Source organism: Nostoc sp. DedSLP03, from assembly GCF_034530815.1.
Classification (GTDB): domain Bacteria; phylum Cyanobacteriota; class Cyanobacteriia; order Cyanobacteriales; family Nostocaceae; genus Nostoc.
Map to the genome: position 1 here is coordinate 1 of NZ_JAVRCK010000123.1, position 20660 is coordinate 20660.

Below are 20660 nucleotides of genomic sequence, written 5' to 3' on the forward strand. Positions count from 1 at the left end.
CGTCTGATGGTCAAGCGAATGGCATCTTAAGCTTTTGTTTACGAATCACCTCTGAAGTCGAGGATGTCCTACGGTGTAATTCTCAAAGTATGCCAGCCTTTCTGGAGCAGGTCTTGTGAGGAGTTCAAGCGGAAATTTAGTAGTTTGTGTCATAATGAAAACTCCTCATACGCTCGCATCCCTCGGACTCTGGAAAAGTGCCGGATGTTCATCTGTATCGTAAACTTCGTAAGCCCAAGTACAAAGATATTCATAAAGTAAACCAAGTGTCCATACAGCTTGATTTTTAGGGTTAACTGACTTGGTGACTTGGCGGACGTTACGAGTTATTTGTGTATTAGCGCGTAAGTTATAAACAAATTCAGTATTGGCAGTCCCAAATAGGCGTTCGCAAACCGAACCAAAACGAGCTTTGGCTGGGGGTCTTTGCTTTTTTGTACATTCAAAAGTAGCTAGTAGTGTTTCAAAATAAACGCTGTGAAACTCTGCACCGTTATCTACCACTACAATTTGGGGAAGCCTGCCGTGACGTTGGACACAAATTCTTAGCACCATTAAGCAAGAACGATATGAGGGTGAGTCAAACGTTAGGTAAACTGCCAGCAATCGCCGTGAATAAGCATCTACGAGAAATGTTGCCCAAGGTTTTTTAAGATTGCGACCTGTACGAGAGCAAGCTAGCTCTACATCTAACGGGGTATGGTCGATATGCCCAATTTCAAAGGGGCGATCGCCGTGTCTTGGGGTAGTTGTAGTAAGCTCCCAATAGAAGGATTCATACTGATAAGCGGCACGATGACCTTGGCGTTTTTTAGTCTGTTCGTAACCAGTCCGGCGTTGTACTTCTTTGGTAAATGCTTTATAGCTCGGAGCAATTACACCAGCTTGTTCGCAAGCTCGAACTAAAGCCGCGTGAACCTCCCACATTCTTTTTTGTTTAAGAGTTTCATAGTCTTCTAAAATAAACTTCTCCATAACTGCTAAGGTTTCTTCGGGCAGCTTGCGCTGACGATTACCTTTGACACTGCGATGGGACAAAAGCCCAATGTAGCCGCAACCGTATTTTTGAATTGCAGTTAGATATTTAGCTTTCCAGTCACGAATGGTACGGGCTGGTATTGTTTCGTTTTCTGGGGGATGTCCGTTTAAGTAAGGTTCGATAGCTTTGTAGCGTTCAAGGGCTTCTGCTTGGTCTTCTGGACTAGCTTGATAAAATCGCTGCCAATATTCTTTGCTAACATCTGTTTTTTCTGGTGTTTGGAGACTTGTGATTTTTCCTTGGCGAACCAGATTCTCAAATACAGCTTTTTTGAGTTCAATTAACTGATTATTTTCTGCACAAAGTATAATCTCTGTTTCGCCAACATGGATGATATTTAAACCTTTGCCATCCCAACTAACAAGCGTTCCGGTAACAATATTGACTACAGGAGAGATAGCCGGAAGACTTACACTTGGCTGTTCAACTATTAATCTATAAGCACTAGCAGTTTGTTGGTCACGGAAGATTAGACATCTTTCTGGTTCAGCTAGTGGTGTAGCATTTAAATCAATATAAATTTGCTCTTGAATAATTAAGGTGTAGATATCGTCAGATTTAGCTCCTGTTGACCGATTGAGTAATTCTGCTAAAGTGATTCCTGGTTGAGATGACACAACTGCAAGTAGTGATTGAGCGATCGCTTCTTCCACTACTAGAGATTGTGAACGATAATAATCTTCTAAAAATTGCAGATTACGTTGCAGAACCCAATTGATTTCCCGATCTGAGCGAATGCGGTAATAAAGCCCAAACTGGTTAGCATAGTCTTCTCCTGGCGGGCAATGCCATTGATTATTTTCTTCAGAGTAAAAGTAACGATTGGGGCTTTTCTCTGCTAGTTTTTTCAAATCCTGCTCAGTTTTACACTCTTCCCAACCAGCCAAATTGGTTCGGATAACAAAGAAATCTGGGGTATGTAAAACGCCTAATCTACGTCCGTTACTTGCTTGATAGTCAAGTTTAATTTGCGGTGGTTGATCGTAGAATTCTAGAACATCTTCATCGTATTCTAACTGATAGATAATTGGCAGTTCAACCCGATGAGACTCAAATTGAATCGTGACTCCCATCTTGCGGCTAGGGTAGCGTCCCGAAACATTCTTGCTACCGCCACCAACGCGACGGGATGGTTCAGATGAGCGAACTTTCTCAATAACTTTTTGCCCTGCCTCGGATATTGGAAGGCGAGCAACCCATTGTTCAAATTGCTCTTTCATATATTCCGTACTAAGCACTTTTCGCTTTATTTTATGAATCTATCAAAATAAGGCCATAAAATTAGGGACTTGCTTGTGTGATGTTATATTACTTCCCTTTTATACCACTCATAGTGTGCAAAAGTCCACTGGTAGTAGATAGATTTAACGGCGATACTAGTTCAGTATTGTTTGGTGACACAAAAACACTTCAGTATTGAGTACCGCTTTGGCAGAGCGATTAGGCGGCGAAGGCGAGAGCTAGATTTATCCCAAGAAGAACTGGCTGAAAGGTCAGGGCTTCATCGGAACTACATCTCAGGAATTGAAACCGGAGAGCGTAACCCTTCGTTGAAAAATATTGTTAAGTTAGCGGCAGCTTTGGAGATATCTGTCTCCGATTTCTTTGTTAATTACGGCATTGAGGTTAAGAGTGAATCGGAAACTAATCCCTGAAATGCCTTTTAAAACTAAAGTACCAGCGTTTAGGTTAATCCAAGAGGGATGAATATTTACTTAGAACATTGGAACCTAAAACCTCCAGAAATCCCGCAACGGAGTCGGTTATTCTCTGTTGAACCTGTGGCAGTGGGAACTCCCTATGCAGAAAGTCTTAGTAGCTATCTCCATCGTTTAGCGCAGGCGCACTGTTTGACATCTCAAAAGCTCGTTATGGGAGAAATTGCGCCACTTCTTCTCAAAGATGAGGATAAATCTGAGCTATTGTCAAAAAATCTAAGTCACCTATTGGGAAATAGCGACGCTAAACCAGCTATTAACGGAATGCGAGAAATGACAGGAAAGTTAGTCGCTGTCTTAAAAGAGTTAACAATGCGTCAGGATTTACGCTTTTTGACCCTTTTAAGCTGGAAAGGAATGATTTATGACAAGGGGCTATTTCGGAGCTACCGCGCTTGGTGTCCTTGTTGTTGGGAAGAGTGGATGCAGCAGAACAAAACTATCTATGAACCCTTATTATGGTCATTTAAGGATGTAGAATTTTGTTTGATTCACAAACAGCGATTAATAGAACAATGTCCTCATTGTGATTCGCGTTTATCTGTAATGGCTAAGTTTTCACCTGCGGGATTTTGTTCTCGTTGTTACAGGTGGTTAGGGCAGGGAATTAAAAGCGAAGAGGAAATAGAGAAATATAGAGTTAATATTCAAGGAATTAGCGAATTAATTGCACTTACTCCCCAATTAGGATATGAACCCATCCCGATCGAGTTAACCCGAAAATTACAATTAATTTTGTTTGTGTTTGAACAAGCAAGTGGAAAGGATGTGAAGTTATTGGGAGATTTAGGAGGAATCATGGAATCGTTGAGGATAGCCTCAACAACAAATCAAAGTCAACCTTATCATTTGGTGAAGTTAATTATTCCTGCGTGTAAGAAGGCGAAAATTAGTGTATCCCAGTTGTTTGGGTCAGATTTTCAGGAATTGGGCAAGGTATTGTTCGGTAATTTTAGTCTGGAATTAAGGTTATAGAAGTTTAGTATAAATTTAGTAAAAAGCCGATAAATTTGTGAGAAATATTCCCAGAAATAAGTTTACAGAAAACTACCAGCGTTCAATGTAGATGGATGTAAGATATACTACTAAGCATAATACTACCCCACCCACAACCATACCTGTCACTTGCCCAAACATCCACCCTATCCCTCCACCAGCTGCTAAACTTAACACAATAACGGTACGCCGATCCTTAGCTTTTTTCGTTTTTGAGAAGAGAAATCCTGCCTGTCTTGGTTGGGGTTGTGAAGGAATGTTCTCTTGTGGCTCTAGTCTAGGTTGTTCTTCCTGTTCTCCGTTCAGCCTTTGTTCTAGTCGTTTTTGATACTCTTCCTGTTCTCGTTGCTTTTGTGCTTCTAACTGTTTGGCTATTTCTGCTTCTTGTTCTTTCCGTCTCTCTTCCTCCTTTAGTTTCCCTTGATACTTAGCAGCCAAAATCGGTTGTTCAATTCGCTGTATATCTTCAGGTCTAAGTCCTAAAGACTGCTGGCAACTGTTGATTTGCTGCCGAGTATGACTGCTCAAAGGATATTCTAGTTCAACAGCTTTTGAGAATGCCTGTTCATATTGCCGAAGTTTATTATTATATTCTTCCTGTGCTTGTCGTTCTTTTTGTAATTCCTGTTGCGGTATTTCAGGAATAATCTTCTGCCTGATTGGCTCTACTTCTTCATCCTGAAGTTCATATCTTTCCTGAATTCGCTTTAATTCATCCCAAATCCAATCACTATCAAGAGAACCTTCTTCAGCTAATGCTTCTCTCAAAGCCTTTTCATATTTCTTCAGATTTTCTTGCTTCTTCTGAATAGGAGCGAAAACTTCTTGTTCTATTGATTGGGATTCGCCTTGAGATATTTGTAATTTTTCGCGCAAATCTTCTAACGAATTACGAGCAAAAAGAGGAATTTTACCTAGTTTCAAATAACGCTGAATTTCTTTTCGATACCTCTCTCTAGGATCAGTAGTTTTGGTTTTAAAAAGATGAATCTTAGCTCCTTGCCTCACTGGATAAAACTCTGGGTTCATTTCGAGTTTTGCTTCAAATATTTTTTTCTTGGCATATTCATGTAATTCCTCCAGAGAAAGCCAATCATTGCCGTTTTGATCTGCTTTTCCTGTACGAACACCTTCTAGGAGATAATAGGTATAGACAGAAAGATTAAATTCATCCTTAGCCCAAGCATATTCGGTGGCACTAGCAGCTGTGAGTATGGCGCGTCCCTCACCTCCTAACTGCTCTTTAATTAGAGCGTTAGCAGTACCTTTAGCACTTAATCCCTTAGCAAACGCCCCACTATGACAACAGTCGAGGATAATAGCCATTCGTTTGGATGGACATTGATTCATCCAGTCATGTACAAATTTTGATGATACGGCAGTGGTAGGGCGTAATTTACCATTTTCCTTACGAGTCTCATAGGTAGAAAAGAAGAATGTCCCCTGTTCATCAGTAATTCCATGACCAGAGAAGTAAAATAACAGGAGATCATCCTTTTTTCTACTACCTTTATCAAATAAATCATAAACAGCATCTTCCATTCGCTGTTTCTTAGGGTTCTTCAACACAGTAATGTCAGATTCTTTAAACCCTCCTAACTCTGGCTCTATCAACGCTTCTTTCATTGCATCCACATCCGTAGAGCTTTTCGGTAAAGAGGCTAAATCTCCCGAATCGAATTGGCTTACTGCAATTAATAAAGCAATTTTAGCCATCTGTGTTAGCCTTATCTTCTGTGGTGGAATTACCTTTTGCCCATTCTTGTGCTTTTTGGAAAACAAATTCAAACTCTTCTCTGCTACTGGCTTTGAGGTTAATTTCTCTACCGTCAGGAGTTTTGAGTGCTAACTCAATCTGTTTATTCCCCAAGCGATCGCCCAAAAATCCCATTAATTTTTTAATATTAGCGGGACTAACCTCTGCGCTTAAAAGCCCTAAAATGAAGCCACCGAGAGCCTTTGAACCTGCTGGTGCTTGATTAACTTCTACCAAATCTGCGCTTTCTACGATTTCACTTTCCTCAAGTTGTTCTCGCAAGTTTTGAGTTTCTTCTTGTAACTCGTCGTTATCTAAATCGGCATCTTGAATGGCGATAATGATTTTAAAGTTAGCTTGTTCTGTCATGTTTTCAATTTCCTTGAAATAGAGTTTTCTATAAGTTACTGGGTAAGGCAAACCGTTAATTTTCTCTGTTTTGTTCCTCTAGCACCGCCATTCTCCGTTCAAACTCAGCCAGCAGATGGCTTAACGGCAAAGTCTCAGCACAGCAGAGGTAAGGAGCGACACGCTAACGACCACATCGTTTTTCAACGTGCCAGCTCGCTTGACCTAGCTGTTGAGCTTGTTATGAATAACTTGGGAGACTTGAAATATTTTTGATCAAACCTTTTAGCTCTAAGATTTGAGCTTCCAATGCAGACACCCTCTGGCTCAATGGCACTTCTTCACTTGCACCCAGATACTGAGCTAAAGCATTTAAAATTACTTCTGTTCTGGTTGAATGCGTCTCGGCAATATGGCTTTCCAACCGCTTCTGAAGGTTAGGAGGAATCCTAACACCGATAGAAGAATTAGACATAAGATTAAAAGAATATATATTGTTTAAAACTGTATCACAAAGTTTACACTCCGCCTCAGTATCGCTTAAAAAGCTTTGCATTCGTTGGCAATGCGCGATCGCCTGCTTTGAGAACTGTTTTATTCTTCCTCCCCAAGCTCACCAAGATCGTCATCAAATTTGTTGATGATGTCGAGTAATTTTGATACGACTCGCGCAAAGATTTTTTTACGCTCTAATAATTTGGGTTTTTCGTTGCAAGCATTCAACACGGTTTCTCTTAACGGTTCTTTCCCAGAAAATTTGTAGTCGGAAATCATTTGATTCACGGCTTCGATCTTGAGGTTCTCCTCTAGGCAGAGTTGCCCAATTGCTTCAACACGTTCTTGAGTCCAGAAGTCTTGAAAGACGGTTTCGACTTTTTCTTCGGGTTCGAGGGTGGGTAGCCGCTCTTCGATAAATTTCTCAAGCAGATCCCGCTTGCTGCGTAATTGGACTTCTTTCCCGATTAGCTCAAGGATAGACGCTTTCTGATTTTGGTAATCTTCCTGGGTAGCATCATCCTTGATGTGTCGCTGGAGGTTAGCCAGCAGCTTGAGAATATAGGAGACGTTAATTTCGTCTCGCTGGATCAGTTCCAGTTCAAAATCGACTTCTTCAACCAAAGATTCTTTCTCTTCATCGGGTTTGGATCGGGTTCTATCATAGATGTCCAGATATTTGCTTTTGTAATCTTCAAAGGTTTGTTCATCCAGATTTAAGTCGGAAAAACTAAATTCAGTAAATGATTTACTTACATTCTGTAAACGGATAAGATTACGAAAGGCTTTAACGAACTCAACTTGGTCGTCTTCACTAATAAGCTTATTGACATCGTTAGGGATAGTGGCGATCGCTCTCAGTTCTTGCACACCTTCATTGAATTTTTCAGTGTAGTATTCGTAGGGTTCGATGAAAATTTCTTCGCTAGCGTTGGTATCGGAAAAGAGGGCAATGGCTTGATCAGTATTCTCTTTGAGGTTACGGAAAGAGACGATATTCCCTTGGGATTTAAGTTCGCCCAAAATGCGATTAGTGCGGGAGTATGCTTGAATTAATCCGTGATACTTCAGATTTTTGTCAACGTAAAGTGTATTGAGCTTTTTGACATCAAAGCCCGTGAGAAACATATTGACGACTAACAGAATATCGGCACGTTCCTGATCCTGAAAGTTTTCTCGATCGCGGTCTTTCATCCGCTTGGCGATGTCTTTATAGTAGGCATAGAAAGCCTGACTATCTTTGGCGGAATGTTGGGTTTGGTACATCTGATTATAGTCCGCGATAAATTGATTCAGTTTGTCGCGGCTATGGCTACGGTTGCTTGTATCTGCGCTGATATTAAAATCGGGTTCTCCAATTAAGCCGTTTGCGTCTTGGTCTTCTTCGTTATAGCCAGGAGTAAAAATCGCGATCGCTCGTAGGTCATGTAATCCCTGTTTTTGTTTGTTTTTGAACGTGTCGTAATAGGTAATTAGGGTGTCTACGCTGCTGGCGCAGAGCATCGCCGAGAATTTTCTACCGTGGGTTTTACGGTTATGGTTGGCAATAATCCAATCGACAATTAGAGAAATTCGGTCGGGATTTTCAAAGAATTCTCGGTCTAATTTTGGCTCTGTGATCAGCGTGCCGTCTTTGCGTTTGATTTTGCCCCAATACTCGACGGAAAATTTAAGAACGTTTTCATCGGCGATCGCATTAGTGATCACATATTTATGCAAACATTCCTGGAATAGGTCTTTGGTAGTGCGTTTACCGTGTTCGTTGCTAGCAGCGTTATCGGCAAAGATGGGAGTCCCGGTAAAGCCGAACATTTGGGCTTTGGTAAAGAATTTGACGATATTTTTATGGGTTTCGCCAAATTGGGAGCGGTGGCATTCATCAAAGATAAACACAATGCGCTTATCTTTCAAATGCTCCATTGCCGCTTCATGCTTTTGAGATTTGATCGCTCGGTTGAGTTTCTGGATAGTGGTGACAATGAGGGGGTTATCCCCAGCCATTTGTTCTACCAGTTGTCGAGTGTTGTCAGTGGTGTCTACGCAATTAGGACTGAAATAATTAAATTCTTTACTGGTTTGGTAGTCAAGGTCAGCGCGATCGACGACGAACAGCACTTTATGCACTTTGGGTATTTGGGTGAGAATTTGGGCAGCTTTGAAGCTGGTGAGGGTTTTGCCTGATCCTGTGGTGTGCCAGATATAGCCATTTTTATCGGTATCTTTGACTTGCTCAATGATGGCTTCTACTGCGTAGTATTGATAGGGGCGCAGCACCATCAGCACTTTGTCGGATTCGTGCAGGACGATGTATTTACAGATCATTTTGGAGACATGGCATTTCTCCAGAAAGCTGTCGGCGAAGTCTTCTAGTTGGGTTATGAGGTTGTTTTCTTGGTCTGCCCAGTAGAAGGTTTGTTTAAATTCTTGTTTGCGGTTGTTGGCGTAGTAGCGGGTATTAACTCCGTTGGAGATGACGAAAATTTGGACGTATTGAAACAGTCCATTGTCTGCGCCGTAGGAATGGCGCTGGTAGCGGTTGATTTGGTTGAAGGCTTCTTTGAGTTCCAGTCCTCGGCGTTTCAGTTCAATTTGCACGAGGGGTAAGCCGTTAATCAGCAGGGTTACGTCGTAGCGGTTTTTGTAATTGCCTTGCTGGGTAATCTGGTTCGTGACTTGATATTGGTTTTGACACCAATGTTCGGTGTTGAGGAATTCTAGGTAAAAGGTAGTGCCATCGTCGCGGCTGAGTTCCATTTTGTCGCGGAGGCGTTTGGCGCGATCAAAGACGTTGCCTTTATCAAGGTGGTTGAGAATGCTTTTAAACTCTGTGTCGCTGATCTCGATGTGATTATGTTTTTCCAGTTGGGCTTTCAGGTTGGCTTTGAGGTCTTCAGCATTGCGAAGGGTGACGGGTTCGTAACCTAGTCCAGTTAGGCGAGCAATTAGTTTTTGTTCAAGTTCGGCTTCGGTTTGGGGCATAGGGGAATGGGGAATACAATAAAAGTATTATTTATTGCCTACTTCCTATAAAATACTACCTATTCCCGAATGGTGTCTGTTGGGGTTTCTGCGGAGAGGGTTAAACCGCGATAGACTTGTTCAATGGGGAAATTGAGGTTAATGCTTTTGAGTTCGATCGCGTCGCCTGCTTTGTAGTTGATAATCAACCAGTCGCCTGCGTCGTTTTTGTGATACAGGTCGATTTCGATGCTAGTGGAACTGACTAGTAGGTAATCGATTAAGGCTGGGTTTTGGCGATACATTCGGAATTTGCCACCGCGATCATAGGCTTCGGTGCTGGCGGAGAGGACTTCGACGATTAAGCAGGGGTAGGTAATATATTGGGTGGTGGTTTTGTCGCGATCGTCGCAGGTAACGCTGGCATCTGGGTAGGTATAGTTATTAGTGCCGACAATATTAACTCTCAGGTCTGAGTTCCCTGTTATGCAACTACTAGCGTCTAAATGGGTATCAAACATAGTCGTAAATCGAATTGCAATACGGCTATGATTAACGCTACCGCCAGTCATAGCGTAAACTTCACCGTTGATATACTCGTGCTTTTCCAGTTGGGTTGCTTCCCAAGCAAAGTATTCTTCGGGGGTTAAGTTTGTGGGTTTGTCTTTAGCAGCGATCATTTTTTTGGTAATTGGTAATACTTTTATTTTATTCGCTGTTACCTAACTTTTCGTTGGTAAAGAAAGAACCTGTACTTCGCTGATTTTGGACAACTGCTTATCATTGGTAATCAACACTGCTGCACACTCCCAAGCACTCGCAAGAATAATAGCATCAGGCATCTTTAAGCTATATTTTCGCCTTAATTGAATTGTTTTTTCGGTAATAGTCTTATCTAGAGATACTTCGATAAGAGTTTTTAGAGTTGAGCAAATTAAATTATCTTCCTGTAAAGATAAACCCTTAAAAGATAAAATCTCAATACTTGTGATGACAGAATAACCTATGTTACCATTAGGTATAGGTTGGGTTAATTCTTGATTGAACAATGAAATCAAAATATTAGTATCAATGAGATAATCCAGTTTCATCCCACTCACTCCGAATTTGCTCTTGCCAAGCTAAAGCATTAACCCCTTGAAAAGCTGTAATTTTCCCTGAGAGTTGGTTAATGGGATGCTCGAAAGCATGATCAGGATTAGATTGACTATTCACTGGTTGACTATGGAGTTTTTGACTGAGATATTGCAAAACCTCCTGTTGTTCTGCCCAAGATAATTGTTCAAGTAAACTAAATACTTGTTCTTTGGTAATTTGCAAGTTTAGCATTGCTTAAATCTCCATATTTTCTATTAGGTAATTGGTAATACTTTTATTGTATTCCCTGTTTCCTTTTTTCAAATAAACAGTTTTTGCAGCAAGCCTTTTTTGAATTTTTCGGTTTGCTCGATTTTGCGGGAGAGGGTTTCGATTTTGCGATCAATGACGGTCAAGAAAGTAACTATTTTTTGTTGTTCCTCTAAGCAAGGTAACGGTATTTTAATGTTTGAAAAATTTTCAAAAAATAAATAATTTCTAACCCCTCCCTCTACATTACGTAAAACTGATTTATTGAAATTAAATGTATTTATATACTGTAGTAAATAAAGATTGTTTAATTGGTTTTTTGTTTGAAAACAGACATATAGAGAGCTAATAATTATATTTTCTAAATCCCTGCTAAATCCAATCGAACCAACATTAATTCTTGCAGGATTATATGCGAATGTATTTTTCTTAATGATTTTATACAAGGATATGTCATAGCCTCGATCATTACTGTCAACACCATCAAACTGCTCAGATTGGGGTACAAATCCTGTTTTGTTATTAATCGAATAGATTGGATATGCAATACTTTCTTTATTTTTTTCTCCTACTTTATATGTGATGTCTCCTAACTTTCTCTCTTGCCAGTTGGGGAAGGGGAAGCCGTCGTCTTGTTTAAACCGAATCTCTTGAGAAAATATTTTCTGCATTACGCCGCGTTTGTAGGTATGCAGCAGTTCCCGTTTGCGGCGGAGTTGGTTTAGGCGTGTATCCACTGCCCCCAAAAAACTAGCGATCTTCTCTTGTTCTGGCAATGGTGGGAGCAAGATTGGAGTTTCTTCAAGAATACTCTTAGTGATTTTCACCATGCTGCCACTTGAGCCAGCAGCATGAATCTGAAAATAATGCCTGATATTTTCGCTTTTTAGATAAGTATCTAAGTATTCAAGATTGACTTTCTTCTCATCTACTCTAAATCTCATCATTAAATCAGGGTAAGCACAGTTCTCTATTTCACCACGAAATAGAGAAGCTCTTCCAACTTTATCCAAGGTGTTAGAACGACTAACCAAAAAGTCACCCTTAGAAAGGAGAAAATCCTGAATTTTCTGATCATTAGGCGGTGCAGGTTTTTTCTGGGATGGATCAAACCCATTTCCATTTAATGCACCTAAGCCAAGAACCCAATTTCCGCTTTCCGCTTCAGGACAAACAGGAGAGTATCCATTCCGCACGGATGTAGTTAGTAGTGTTTTGAGAGGAACTACTTTATACCCCGCTCTTTCAATCTTCATAACGGCGTATCAATCGCCAACTCATCACAAAACCCCCGAATCAGCCGATCCGTCTCCACCATATCGCGATCAATCTCCCGGATCTCCCGTACCACAGCATCTAGATCGATCTCCTCCTCCTCCTCAAACGTATCCACATAACGCGGAATATTCAAATTAAAATTATTCTCAGCAATCTCCGCTAACTGTGCGCGATAACTATACTTTTCCTCCTCTATCCTTTGGCGATAAGTGGAAATAATTTTTTCAACATCCTCATCCCGCAAATAGTTCTGATTCTTCGCCTTCTCAAAATAGGCACTGGCATCAATAAACAAAATATCTTCAGGAGATTCCCGGCACTTTTTCAACACCAGAATGCAAGTTGGGATACTCGTTCCATAAAAAATATTCGCAGGCAACCCAATCACCGCATCCAACCAATTCCGCTCCTTGATTAGATACTGGCGAATATGCCCCTCTGCACCTCCGCGAAACAACACCCCGTGAGGCAAAACCACCGCCATAATGCCATTCTCATCGAGGTGATGCAGCATGTGCTGCACAAATGCAAAATCAGCTTTAGAAGCCGGGGCTAACTTCCCATACTGACTAAAGCGATCGTCCGACTCAAACAGCTTATTCGCACTCCACTGCGCCGAAAACGGCGGATTCGCCACCACCGCCTCAAACCGCATACCCTTATGCTGGGGGTTCTCTAGCGTATCCTCTTGCCTAAGATCAAAATTCCGATAATGCACCCCATGCAAAATCATGTTCATCCGCGCCAGGTTGTAAGTCGTGCGGTTCATCTCTTGCCCATAGAAATCCCCGACTGATTCTACCTCCCGCGCCACCCGCAGCAACAACGAACCCGAACCACAAGTCGGATCATAAACCGACTTCAGCCGCTCTTTTCCCGTCGTCACAATCTTCGCCAATACCTTAGAAACCTGCTGCGGCGTGTAAAACTCCCCCGCCTTTTTCCCCGCACCACTGGCAAACTGCCCAATCAAATACTCATAGGCATCCCCCAGAACATCGCTCTCGGTGTCTCCCAACCGAAAATCAATCTTATCCAGATGCACTAAAATCTTGGCAATTAAAGCATTTTTCGCCTTCGGAGTCCGCCCCAACTTCGTCGAATTCAGATCCAGATCCTCAAACAAATGATCAAAGTCTTCCTCACTTTCCTTGCCCATAGTGGAGCGTTCAATGTTGTTTAAAACATCCGTCAAATCCCCCAAAATAAAAATTGAACTCTTTTCTAACTCCTCATCACTAATCTCATCCTTATCCGCCTGATTGCCTAATGCCCGTTTAGCCAGAGAACTAAACAACTCAGATGGCTTCAAAAAATAACCCAACTCGGCAATAGATTCCTCTTTAATTGCCTCTAAATATTCCTGCCCCTCTTCCGACGACTCATCAAGCTCTAGAAAATCAATCTTATCCTCAGCCAAAATATCATTAGCGTAAAGATGCTGACGCTCGGATAGGTACTTATAGAAAATAAACCCTAAGCAATAATCCCGAAACTCATCAGCGTTCATCTTGCCCCGTAGCGAATCGGCAATATTCCAAAGCTGAGTTTCTAATTTTTTCTTTTGTCCGTTTTGTCCGTTTTGTCCGTTCGTCATTTATCTCTGGTACTGGGCGATCGCTAGCACCGCCAAGAAGTGGTGTCTAAGCAACGTAAGATTAACACACAAGATGATTCGTTTGTACAGTGCGTAAGTCCTATTCACTTAAACTACCTGTGTTAATACCCTATAACTTAAATCATTTGCTGAATTAAAAAATCTGGGTGCGTTATTGGGTGAGAAATATTGCAGGAGTATGCTAGCTAAACTGTTAGCCAGTACTTTCAGTTGGAACGAAACTCAGGGTTTGCTCAATTGATTTCAACGCTGATTGAATATCTCCACTCAGCGCATCTGCCTCAACTTTAATTACAGACACACCCTTCCCAATTTCCGTCAGAGATTTTTTGATAGTTCTGATTCGTCCCAAAGCTGTGCGGATTTGCTGAATTTGTTGTTCAACAGCAGTCACATCCAGTTCTGATTCAAAGGTACGCAATTTATTTAACCTTTGCTGGATCACCAAAAAGCGGATAGCAATGATTAAAAATGGATGGGTTGTAGCGATCCAATAACCCGACTCAGAAACTCCCTCTGCCCAATCACCGATTTCCTGCGCTAATCCCTCACGCGAATAACTTAAAAAAATTGCCGAGTTTGCAGAACGCCGCACCATTGCTGACTGTAAATGTTGAGTGATTGCTTGGCGACCAAAAGGTTTTGACGGTCGGCTTCTAACTTCAATCACTATTGACAGTTCAATTACAGCTAACGATTTACTGGTGAACTTTAGAAGAATATCGCCAGTATCCCCATCACGACCAATATGCTCCACCTCTACTCCACTCAACTTTGACCAATTTCGCAGTTCGACAACAACTAATTCCTCATAGTTGATCCCTTTTGTAGTTGTCTGCTCAAGTACTTGTTGTGTCACCTGTTGATCTCGAATTTCTCTGGTCAGTTTTTCCACTTGTTCGGTTAATGGTTTCACAGACTCAGAAACCACATTTTTTACTGCCGCAGCCAGAGTACCGTTTTCCTTAGTAGCATTTATTAATGCTGCTTTAAATGCGCCTTGAATGGAATCAGAGCGTTTAGCATCTAACAGTTGACGTAATGAATTCAAAAAGCGGCCGACAACAGAAGTTTCTCTGGCAGGATCTATTTCTTGTGTAAGTAAAGTGCTGACGCTATTGAGTTTTTCAGTGAGGATGGCTGAAGTCAGATTAATTTGATTTTGGAGTGGAGCTAATAATTGACCATTCTCTATTCCTACTTGATTAATTAATTCCTGCTGGAAAGACTCTGCAATTACCTTGACTGCCTGCTGAAACTCCACCAACAAGGATTCCATCTGCTGCTTAATTAATTCATTGCCATGACGAGTTTGAGCAGTTTGCAAGCAAAGAAATCCTAACTCAAAAGCATCCCGGCAAATATCCTCGTATTCTGGCTGGGGAAATTGCTGTAAGTAGCTGATTGCATTTTTGAGCGGTATTGCCATGCGATGAATCAGGACATGGCTTTGGGTCAATTCAATACTAGAGGGCAAGTAATAAGAATCATTGGTGGAACGGTTCATGGAGCAGGGCTAGGCTGGTGACGATAAATTGCACCCTACTACCTATTTTTTGTGTCAGTCAAGGTGATGGAGAAAAGTTTTGTCAATTTGCAAAAGCTGAAGAATTAATTTGGTGGTGGAGAATTATGCCACTGTTCTAAGAGAGGATTAATTACTTCGGCATTGGCAAAAAGAAAATCAGCCACAGCCATAATTCTCTGATAAGGTAATCCAGCTTCTCGGCGGCTGGCTTGTCCACCCAACCAGTGATAAGCCGTAGATTTAGAGATGGCACAGATTTTTGCTAGTTCTTCGTAACCCAATCCCCAACGATAGCTAAAATCTTGGGGAGACATGAACATTTGGTTGTGCAATTCTAGCAACTGCTGATGTTGTTGAGCTTCAGACATGATTGCCCCGAAGCCTTTCCAAGAATGAGTTATCCAGGGGTTCGATATCTTCCTCGAAAGCAAAGTCGCAGGTGCAAATTTTACGAGAGGGGCTGCGCTCATCTAAAAGAACCAAATAATGTAAGCCAGTGGCAATGCAACTAGCTTGTTGGGTGTATATGACTCCGATGACGCGACCATAATCACCGTTGGGTACTTGAAACCAGCGCACCCATTCACCGAGACGAAATCTCTGGTGGGGTAATTCGCTGGGAATTACTTCTGGCATCGCTACTGGCGGAATCTGAGGAAATGTATTCGTCATATTTATTGCGGATAGCGTTGCACCAATATTTTTAAATTAACATATAGTGTGCAAAACTAAATTTATTGTGTATAGATTAATTGTCTACACTCCCTCACGATGGTTCTGTGAGGCAAAAAAACCAAGATCCAGATATTGAATATCGCTTTGGCAAAGCTATTAGACGGCGACGACGAGAATTAGACCTTTCTCAAGAAGAGTTAGCTGAAAGGGCTGGTCTTCATCGCAATTACATTTCCAGTATCGAAACAGGGACTCGTAATCCTTCACTAAAAAATATAGAAAAGCTTGCACAGGCGCTGAATATATCTATTTCTGCTTTTTTTGCAGATTACGGTATTGAAGCAGAGAGTGAGTAATAACTGGAATTTTTGAACGTTTTAGCACACGTTCGCCTTTATCGGCAGCCTCTGTGAAACATTTTTCACAGCGCAATAGAACTCACTTCCTAAAGCAACTAAAGCCCTCCAGAAAATTTTCTCAGAAGGGCTTATGCGATCGCCACAAATTAAGCTTACTTTCAGTGAGCCGAAACCTCAGTCATTACCTGAGATTTATCAGCCGGGTTCCATCCTGCTTGGCGGAGAAGGTCATCAATATTAATACGTGCGTCTATTTGTTTCCAGTCCTGTTCGCCTAGATCCCAAATCAGATGCAATAACCCAACCTTATCAAGCCACGAATTACTTCTGCGATCGCAGTCAGTATATTTGACCTCGATATTTGAGCAACGCCTAACGGCATAAAGCCACGAATCACCCAAACCAATTATCCTCTGCCCATCGCCAACCCTCTTGAGCAACGCCTAACGGCATAAAGCCACGAATCACAACAAAGTTGAAAACTCTTAACTGAGGAAGGTTTATTTACAATCTTACAAGTACTTTCCATATCGAGAAACCAAAAATATATAACTTACCAAAGTTTCCCTTACTTTCAGCCCCTCAAAGCCAGTGCAGATAAACTTTCCCAAAAATGGCAAGCACATTTTTTCTTGTCTCAATTACCATATCCCTTACCGTCTAAACCTTCCCGCCATTCTTTGATCCTAAACTCCTTTTCCCATAAGAGATACTTGTCAAATTGGAGATTGAATCATCGTCCACGCCAAATCAGGAGGTGGTGAGCTTGGCATTTCCTCAATTCGATACCTCAAAAATCGGGTATTTCTTGACCCCACATGGTCAACCCAATAGGGTAAGGTTAACCTACCTCGATTATCTCTAATCGCCCACTCTCTCACCCCTTCTAGATAATCTTCCGAGACAAGTTTGATCGTTTTAATCAACTGGTCACTTTCTCCCAAAAATAAACAACCAAACCGTCTTACTAGCTCAGGATGGTCAAACGCTAACTGTATCTTCTCCCTTAAAGTTGGTTGTATCTTTTCCTCGTCAGAACGAACCCAAATCAAACACTTCAGATTAGACAAAATTTCTTGATAACAGGGAATAACATTCTCTGGATGGCTAAAATCAGTATTCTTAAACCGTCTCATTTGACGCAAAATTTGTGACTTTTTGGGGCTAGATAACATTGCGATCGCCAATTCTACCCCACAGTGGCGATAGGCATTCGTTTCCCCTACCAAAGACAACAACATTCCATACACTGTCGCTGGAGGAGGGACAGGATAGGTTTTTCCCATTTCCCTTGCATGGGACTCCCGAAAAGTCGCAAATGGAACATCTAAATAGAGAATTAGTGGTGCAATCATTTTGATTCTTCTAAGCCCAAATCTCTTTTAATGACTGTTTTCAAATCTGCAATCAGTTCATTTCGATTACGATAAATATGCGCTCTGTTTAAAAGGGAATTATCAAAATTATCTAATTGCTGTAACTCTTTAACAATTGTTCCCCCAATCCACAACTTACTAGGGTCAATCTGTCCGCATTCCACTTCATCTATAAACTCTTGTGTAAATTTTGCTTCCTTACTCTTAGGATCGTAATATTCAAAGCAATAGGAAATATATGGAGCAAAATGATTTGTCCATTCAAATACAAAACTATCGGGACAGAAAGGATAATTAAAAATATTACTACTCCCTCCTACCTTGGGCAGATTCATAATCCCATCTATCAGAGGTAGAATCCGCGAAAAATCTTTGAGATGAGTGGCATCAATTCCAAAATAATATTGATATCGGGTTGCATGATATTCTGTAAAATGAAGCGATGTACTATCCTTTTCTCTGCCACTTTTTGCCCCTAACTTGACTGTACCATCATAAGGCGTTAGCGAAACAGCCATATTCATCCCTAAAGCACCCATTCGCTGATTAGGAGTGCTGGCTTTTGTTTGTTTCTTTTTTCTCCTTGGTGGTGAAGTCTCCTCTTCTGTTTCAGCAGACTCTAATAAAGCAAATCCAAAAATATCATCATCATAAAATTGTTCTGGGTCGAAATATTCACTTGTTAACCGATTAATATTTTCGTCATCATCCCAAACTCGATTAACTAAATAACCTTGCTTTTGAAGATAAAAACGTAACGCCCAACGAATTGCACTTGAACCTACAAAAGAATGAATTTTACCATTCCAATAGCCTTTTTGCAGGATAGTCTTATTTCCTCGCCTAATGTCATGATTTAAGGACGCTAAACCATAACGAGTGAGGACTGTTCCGTAAAGATAATAATTGGGGATATTATTCTCATTCTTCTTCTGACTCATCATTCACATCTTCTAGTTTTTGATTGTTTGGTAATGAACTATTATCATCCCTATTAGTAGGCTTATCTTTGGGTTTATAACTGGCGATCGCTAACAATGACCAAATTCTTAGTTCTTGCCAGGGTGTTTTTTTAATGAGTAGTGAAATTTCTTCTTGATGCTCATTAAAATACTTATTTAATCCTCCTCTTACTAAAAAGTCAGACAAATATTCTTTAAATGACAATTCATCATAACAATAGTTTAGCTCTGCCCTTAATCGTTCAACTTTCTTCTTAATTGGAGGATCTTTTCCTTCCTGTGCTTTAGCATACATTTTAGCAAAGTTACCCTTCATAGCTTGCTGAAATATCTTAATAAAAATAAGATACTGCTTGTCTTCTTCACTGTTCTCTGCCATTATTATGAATCCTTCTCGATTGGAAAATAACTGGTTAAATAAATATCCTTTTGAATCCTCTATTACCAATTTTTCCCAAAAATCAGACCACCAATGGATTCCTTTCACTAAATTATCAGCTATCAGGGAGCGAATCGGATTCACTTTAATAAAAGTTTGCTTAGGTTTAATCTTCTGATAATTAGTTTGAAAGTATTTTTGAATCTGTTGATAAGTGGTTAAAGTATTTTTATCAATTTTAATTTCTTCTACACTCATCAATGTCCTTTGACGAGAAGCTTGATTCATTTTTTCATATAAACAAACTTGACAAGCTTGATAATAGTCGGCTTCAGGCTGAATATCATCTAAGCTGTAATAAAGTAATCCTGCTTCGCCAAGGCTACTAACATGAAGCTGTTTAGTTTCTAATTGCTGTAATCGCCATCTTCTTTGAGAACCATCTTCAAAATCCTTAATTTCTGGAATCACTACCAAATAACGATGGGGTTTCTTTTCTTTCAAGTCCTCTGATGAAATATGAAGGAAGCAATAATGACAAACTACTGGTACAAATAATAATGCTAAGGCATATTCAGGTTTCTCTTCCAGTTTTGTAGTGTTCTGCGTCCTAGCATGGCGAACAATTCCCCCTAAATACAACCAACTGGTTATTTGAATATAATCCTGTCTGAGTTTTTGGGTATTTGTATCGCATAACTTTTCTGCAAAAGTTTGATGTGCGTACCAAGTTAGGGATTTATATTGATATTCGACTTTTTTTTCTTCAACGTTTAGTTCGGTGTTAACTATCTCTCCCGCTTGATAAAACTTATTAAGACGCAGGAAAACAGCGCATATTCCCTCATGAATATGGATTTTCTGCCTTAAATCTATTCGATCATTGTCTAATCCTACTAGATGAATTAAACCTCTATTATCTAATTGAAAAGACTCATTAATTAACCAAGATAGGGCGACAAAATCACTTCCTTGCCAGAATAATTTAATAGTATCAGCAGTCAAAGACCATGATATATGTCCTCCGCGTTGACGAGATGAGGGATATTGCTTTTCTAATCGCTTTAAAGTCATGTAGAATCCCGTCATTCCCACGCGGTGCATTATTGTCGTATCCGCAGCATCGAGAGATAGGTAAATTTTGGGTTGGGTAGCAACCATGATTAGATTTCCTCTTCTGACTTGCTGCGAGTCGCTGGGACAAATATTCCACACATCATCTTTCGCTTCCCACCAATTCCCTGTTCTTGCAAGGTTAAGGAATCTTCTGAGTTGAGTTCGCTGATTTGTACGCCAAATCCTCTAATTTTAAACTGTTTCCCTTCTTTATTGATGGTTAATTGTCTTTTTTGAGGTGTCCCATCTTGCCGGGTAAGAAGTTGAATTTTTCCTTGTATTCCTAAATTATCCAGTTGCCGTTGAACAGCTTCAATAAAGTTAGTCGAGTCTTGAAACCCTTTAATTACCACTAATCTGGAATAAACACTTTCTGAAGAAATTAACGGTTTGTAGTCAGGAATATCTAGTTGATAAGAATTTTCACCTATATGAAAAGCTTGACCTGCTAAATAAGGATAAATTAAAGGAATCTGTTGATGATAAATGCGAATTTTTAGACGAGATTGAGCAGTGAGTTCAAGCAAATTGTTGCCGGTTGGTATTCCAGCAATCGGATGAATCCCAATAGACTTTAGTTCATGTAGTGGGGGACAAATACGGGATAAGGCAGCGTAGGTGAGATAACCGTTGTCAAGAGGAATCGGTGCGCCTCTTAGCTTAGGTGATTTTTTAAAAAGAAATTACCAGCTAAAGTGGTCGAATCAAGATA

At 40.6% G+C, this 20660-nt stretch carries 20 protein-coding genes and 1 pseudogene; 3 read left to right on the plus strand and 18 right to left on the minus strand.

The window, feature by feature from the left end:
• Window positions 1-165 precede the first annotated feature (165 nt).
• On the minus strand, window positions 166-2259 hold the full coding sequence (locus RM368_RS34605) for a TnsA endonuclease N-terminal domain-containing protein (protein WP_322698248.1): 2094 nt from the start codon (window positions 2257-2259) through the stop codon (window positions 166-168).
• Window positions 2260-2433: 174 nt separating this feature from the next.
• On the opposite strand from RM368_RS34605, the gene RM368_RS34610 reads away from it, so the two are divergent.
• Window positions 2434-2694 (plus strand): helix-turn-helix transcriptional regulator, encoded by a 261-nt coding sequence (locus RM368_RS34610; RefSeq protein ID WP_322698249.1) that lies wholly within the window; start codon window positions 2434-2436, stop codon window positions 2692-2694.
• Window positions 2695-2742: 48 nt separating this feature from the next.
• Window positions 2743-3732, plus strand: a complete 990-nt coding sequence (locus RM368_RS34615) for a TniQ family protein (protein WP_322698250.1) — start codon at window positions 2743-2745, stop codon at window positions 3730-3732.
• A 72-nt stretch (window positions 3733-3804) separates the two neighbouring features.
• Here RM368_RS34615 and RM368_RS34620 read toward each other — a convergent pair whose 3' ends face one another.
• The 12 genes from RM368_RS34620 to RM368_RS34675 form a co-directional block, all read right to left on the minus strand.
• A complete protein-coding gene (locus RM368_RS34620) occupies window positions 3805-5469 on the minus strand; it encodes a caspase, EACC1-associated type (RefSeq protein ID WP_322698251.1) in 1665 nt (554 codons plus the stop codon).
• A complete protein-coding gene (locus tag RM368_RS34625) occupies window positions 5462-5878 on the minus strand; it encodes a sugar ABC transporter permease (RefSeq protein WP_322698252.1) in 417 nt (138 codons plus the stop codon). The genes RM368_RS34620 and RM368_RS34625 overlap by 8 nt, the downstream gene beginning before the upstream one ends.
• 220 nt (window positions 5879-6098) lie before the next feature.
• On the minus strand, window positions 6099-6413 hold the full coding sequence (locus tag RM368_RS34630; RefSeq protein WP_322698253.1) for a hypothetical protein: 315 nt from the start codon (window positions 6411-6413) through the stop codon (window positions 6099-6101).
• Window positions 6414-6451: 38 nt separating this feature from the next.
• A complete protein-coding gene (locus tag RM368_RS34635) occupies window positions 6452-9331 on the minus strand; it encodes a type I restriction endonuclease subunit R (RefSeq protein ID WP_322698254.1) in 2880 nt (959 codons plus the stop codon).
• 59 nt (window positions 9332-9390) lie between these two features.
• Window positions 9391-9990, minus strand: a complete 600-nt coding sequence (locus RM368_RS34640; protein WP_322698255.1) for a Uma2 family endonuclease — start codon at window positions 9988-9990, stop codon at window positions 9391-9393.
• 42 nt (window positions 9991-10032) lie between these two features.
• Complete coding sequence (locus RM368_RS34645) at window positions 10033-10401, minus strand: type II toxin-antitoxin system VapC family toxin (protein ID WP_322698256.1); 369 nt, start codon at window positions 10399-10401, stop codon at window positions 10033-10035.
• Window positions 10379-10639, minus strand: coding sequence for a hypothetical protein (locus RM368_RS34650; protein WP_322698257.1), 261 nt, complete (start codon window positions 10637-10639; stop codon window positions 10379-10381). The genes RM368_RS34645 and RM368_RS34650 overlap by 23 nt, the downstream gene beginning before the upstream one ends.
• Before the next feature lie 68 nt (window positions 10640-10707).
• Complete coding sequence (locus RM368_RS34655) at window positions 10708-11913, minus strand: restriction endonuclease subunit S (RefSeq protein WP_322698258.1); 1206 nt, start codon at window positions 11911-11913, stop codon at window positions 10708-10710.
• Entirely contained in the window at window positions 11910-13532 is a 1623-nt protein-coding gene (locus RM368_RS34660; RefSeq protein ID WP_322698259.1) for a type I restriction-modification system subunit M, read from the minus strand. The genes RM368_RS34655 and RM368_RS34660 overlap by 4 nt, the downstream gene beginning before the upstream one ends.
• A gap of 214 nt (window positions 13533-13746) precedes the next feature.
• On the minus strand, window positions 13747-15060 hold the full coding sequence (locus RM368_RS34665) for a hypothetical protein (RefSeq protein ID WP_322698260.1): 1314 nt from the start codon (window positions 15058-15060) through the stop codon (window positions 13747-13749).
• Window positions 15061-15164: 104 nt separating this feature from the next.
• Window positions 15165-15449 carry a hypothetical protein gene (locus tag RM368_RS34670; protein WP_094340309.1) on the minus strand — a complete coding sequence of 95 codons (285 nt, stop codon included), beginning with the start codon at window positions 15447-15449 and terminating at the stop codon, window positions 15165-15167.
• The gene (locus RM368_RS34675) at window positions 15442-15753 is read right to left on the minus strand and encodes a hypothetical protein (protein ID WP_322698261.1); all 312 of its coding nucleotides are present in this window, start codon (window positions 15751-15753) and stop codon (window positions 15442-15444) included. Before RM368_RS34675 ends, RM368_RS34670 begins: the two co-directional genes overlap by 8 nt.
• Window positions 15754-15833: 80 nt before the next feature.
• On the opposite strand from RM368_RS34675, the gene RM368_RS34680 reads away from it, so the two are divergent.
• A complete protein-coding gene (locus tag RM368_RS34680; protein ID WP_267870548.1) occupies window positions 15834-16112 on the plus strand; it encodes a helix-turn-helix domain-containing protein in 279 nt (92 codons plus the stop codon).
• Between the two features lie 161 nt (window positions 16113-16273).
• Here the strand turns inward: RM368_RS34680 and RM368_RS34685 are convergent, their stop codons facing one another.
• The 5 genes and pseudogenes from RM368_RS34685 to cas6 all read right to left on the minus strand — a co-directional run.
• Window positions 16274-16516: a hypothetical protein gene (locus tag RM368_RS34685; RefSeq protein ID WP_322698262.1), complete on the minus strand. Its 243-nt coding sequence runs from the start codon at window positions 16514-16516 to the stop codon at window positions 16274-16276.
• Between the two features lie 315 nt (window positions 16517-16831).
• Complete coding sequence (gene cas5 / locus RM368_RS34690; protein WP_322698263.1) at window positions 16832-17470, minus strand: type I-MYXAN CRISPR-associated protein Cas5/Cmx5/DevS; 639 nt, start codon at window positions 17468-17470, stop codon at window positions 16832-16834.
• The gene (locus RM368_RS34695; protein WP_322698264.1) at window positions 17467-18435 is read right to left on the minus strand and encodes a CRISPR-associated protein; all 969 of its coding nucleotides are present in this window, start codon (window positions 18433-18435) and stop codon (window positions 17467-17469) included. The genes cas5 and RM368_RS34695 overlap by 4 nt, the downstream gene beginning before the upstream one ends.
• A complete protein-coding gene (cas8a1, locus tag RM368_RS34700; RefSeq protein WP_322698265.1) occupies window positions 18413-19993 on the minus strand; it encodes a type I-MYXAN CRISPR-associated Cas8a1/Cmx1 in 1581 nt (526 codons plus the stop codon). Before cas8a1 ends, RM368_RS34695 begins: the two co-directional genes overlap by 23 nt.
• 2 nt (window positions 19994-19995) lie before the next feature.
• A pseudogene (gene cas6 / locus RM368_RS34705) lies at window positions 19996-20598 on the minus strand (type I-MYXAN CRISPR-associated protein Cas6/Cmx6); the annotation flags it as partial.
• Window positions 20599-20660 lie beyond the last annotated feature (62 nt).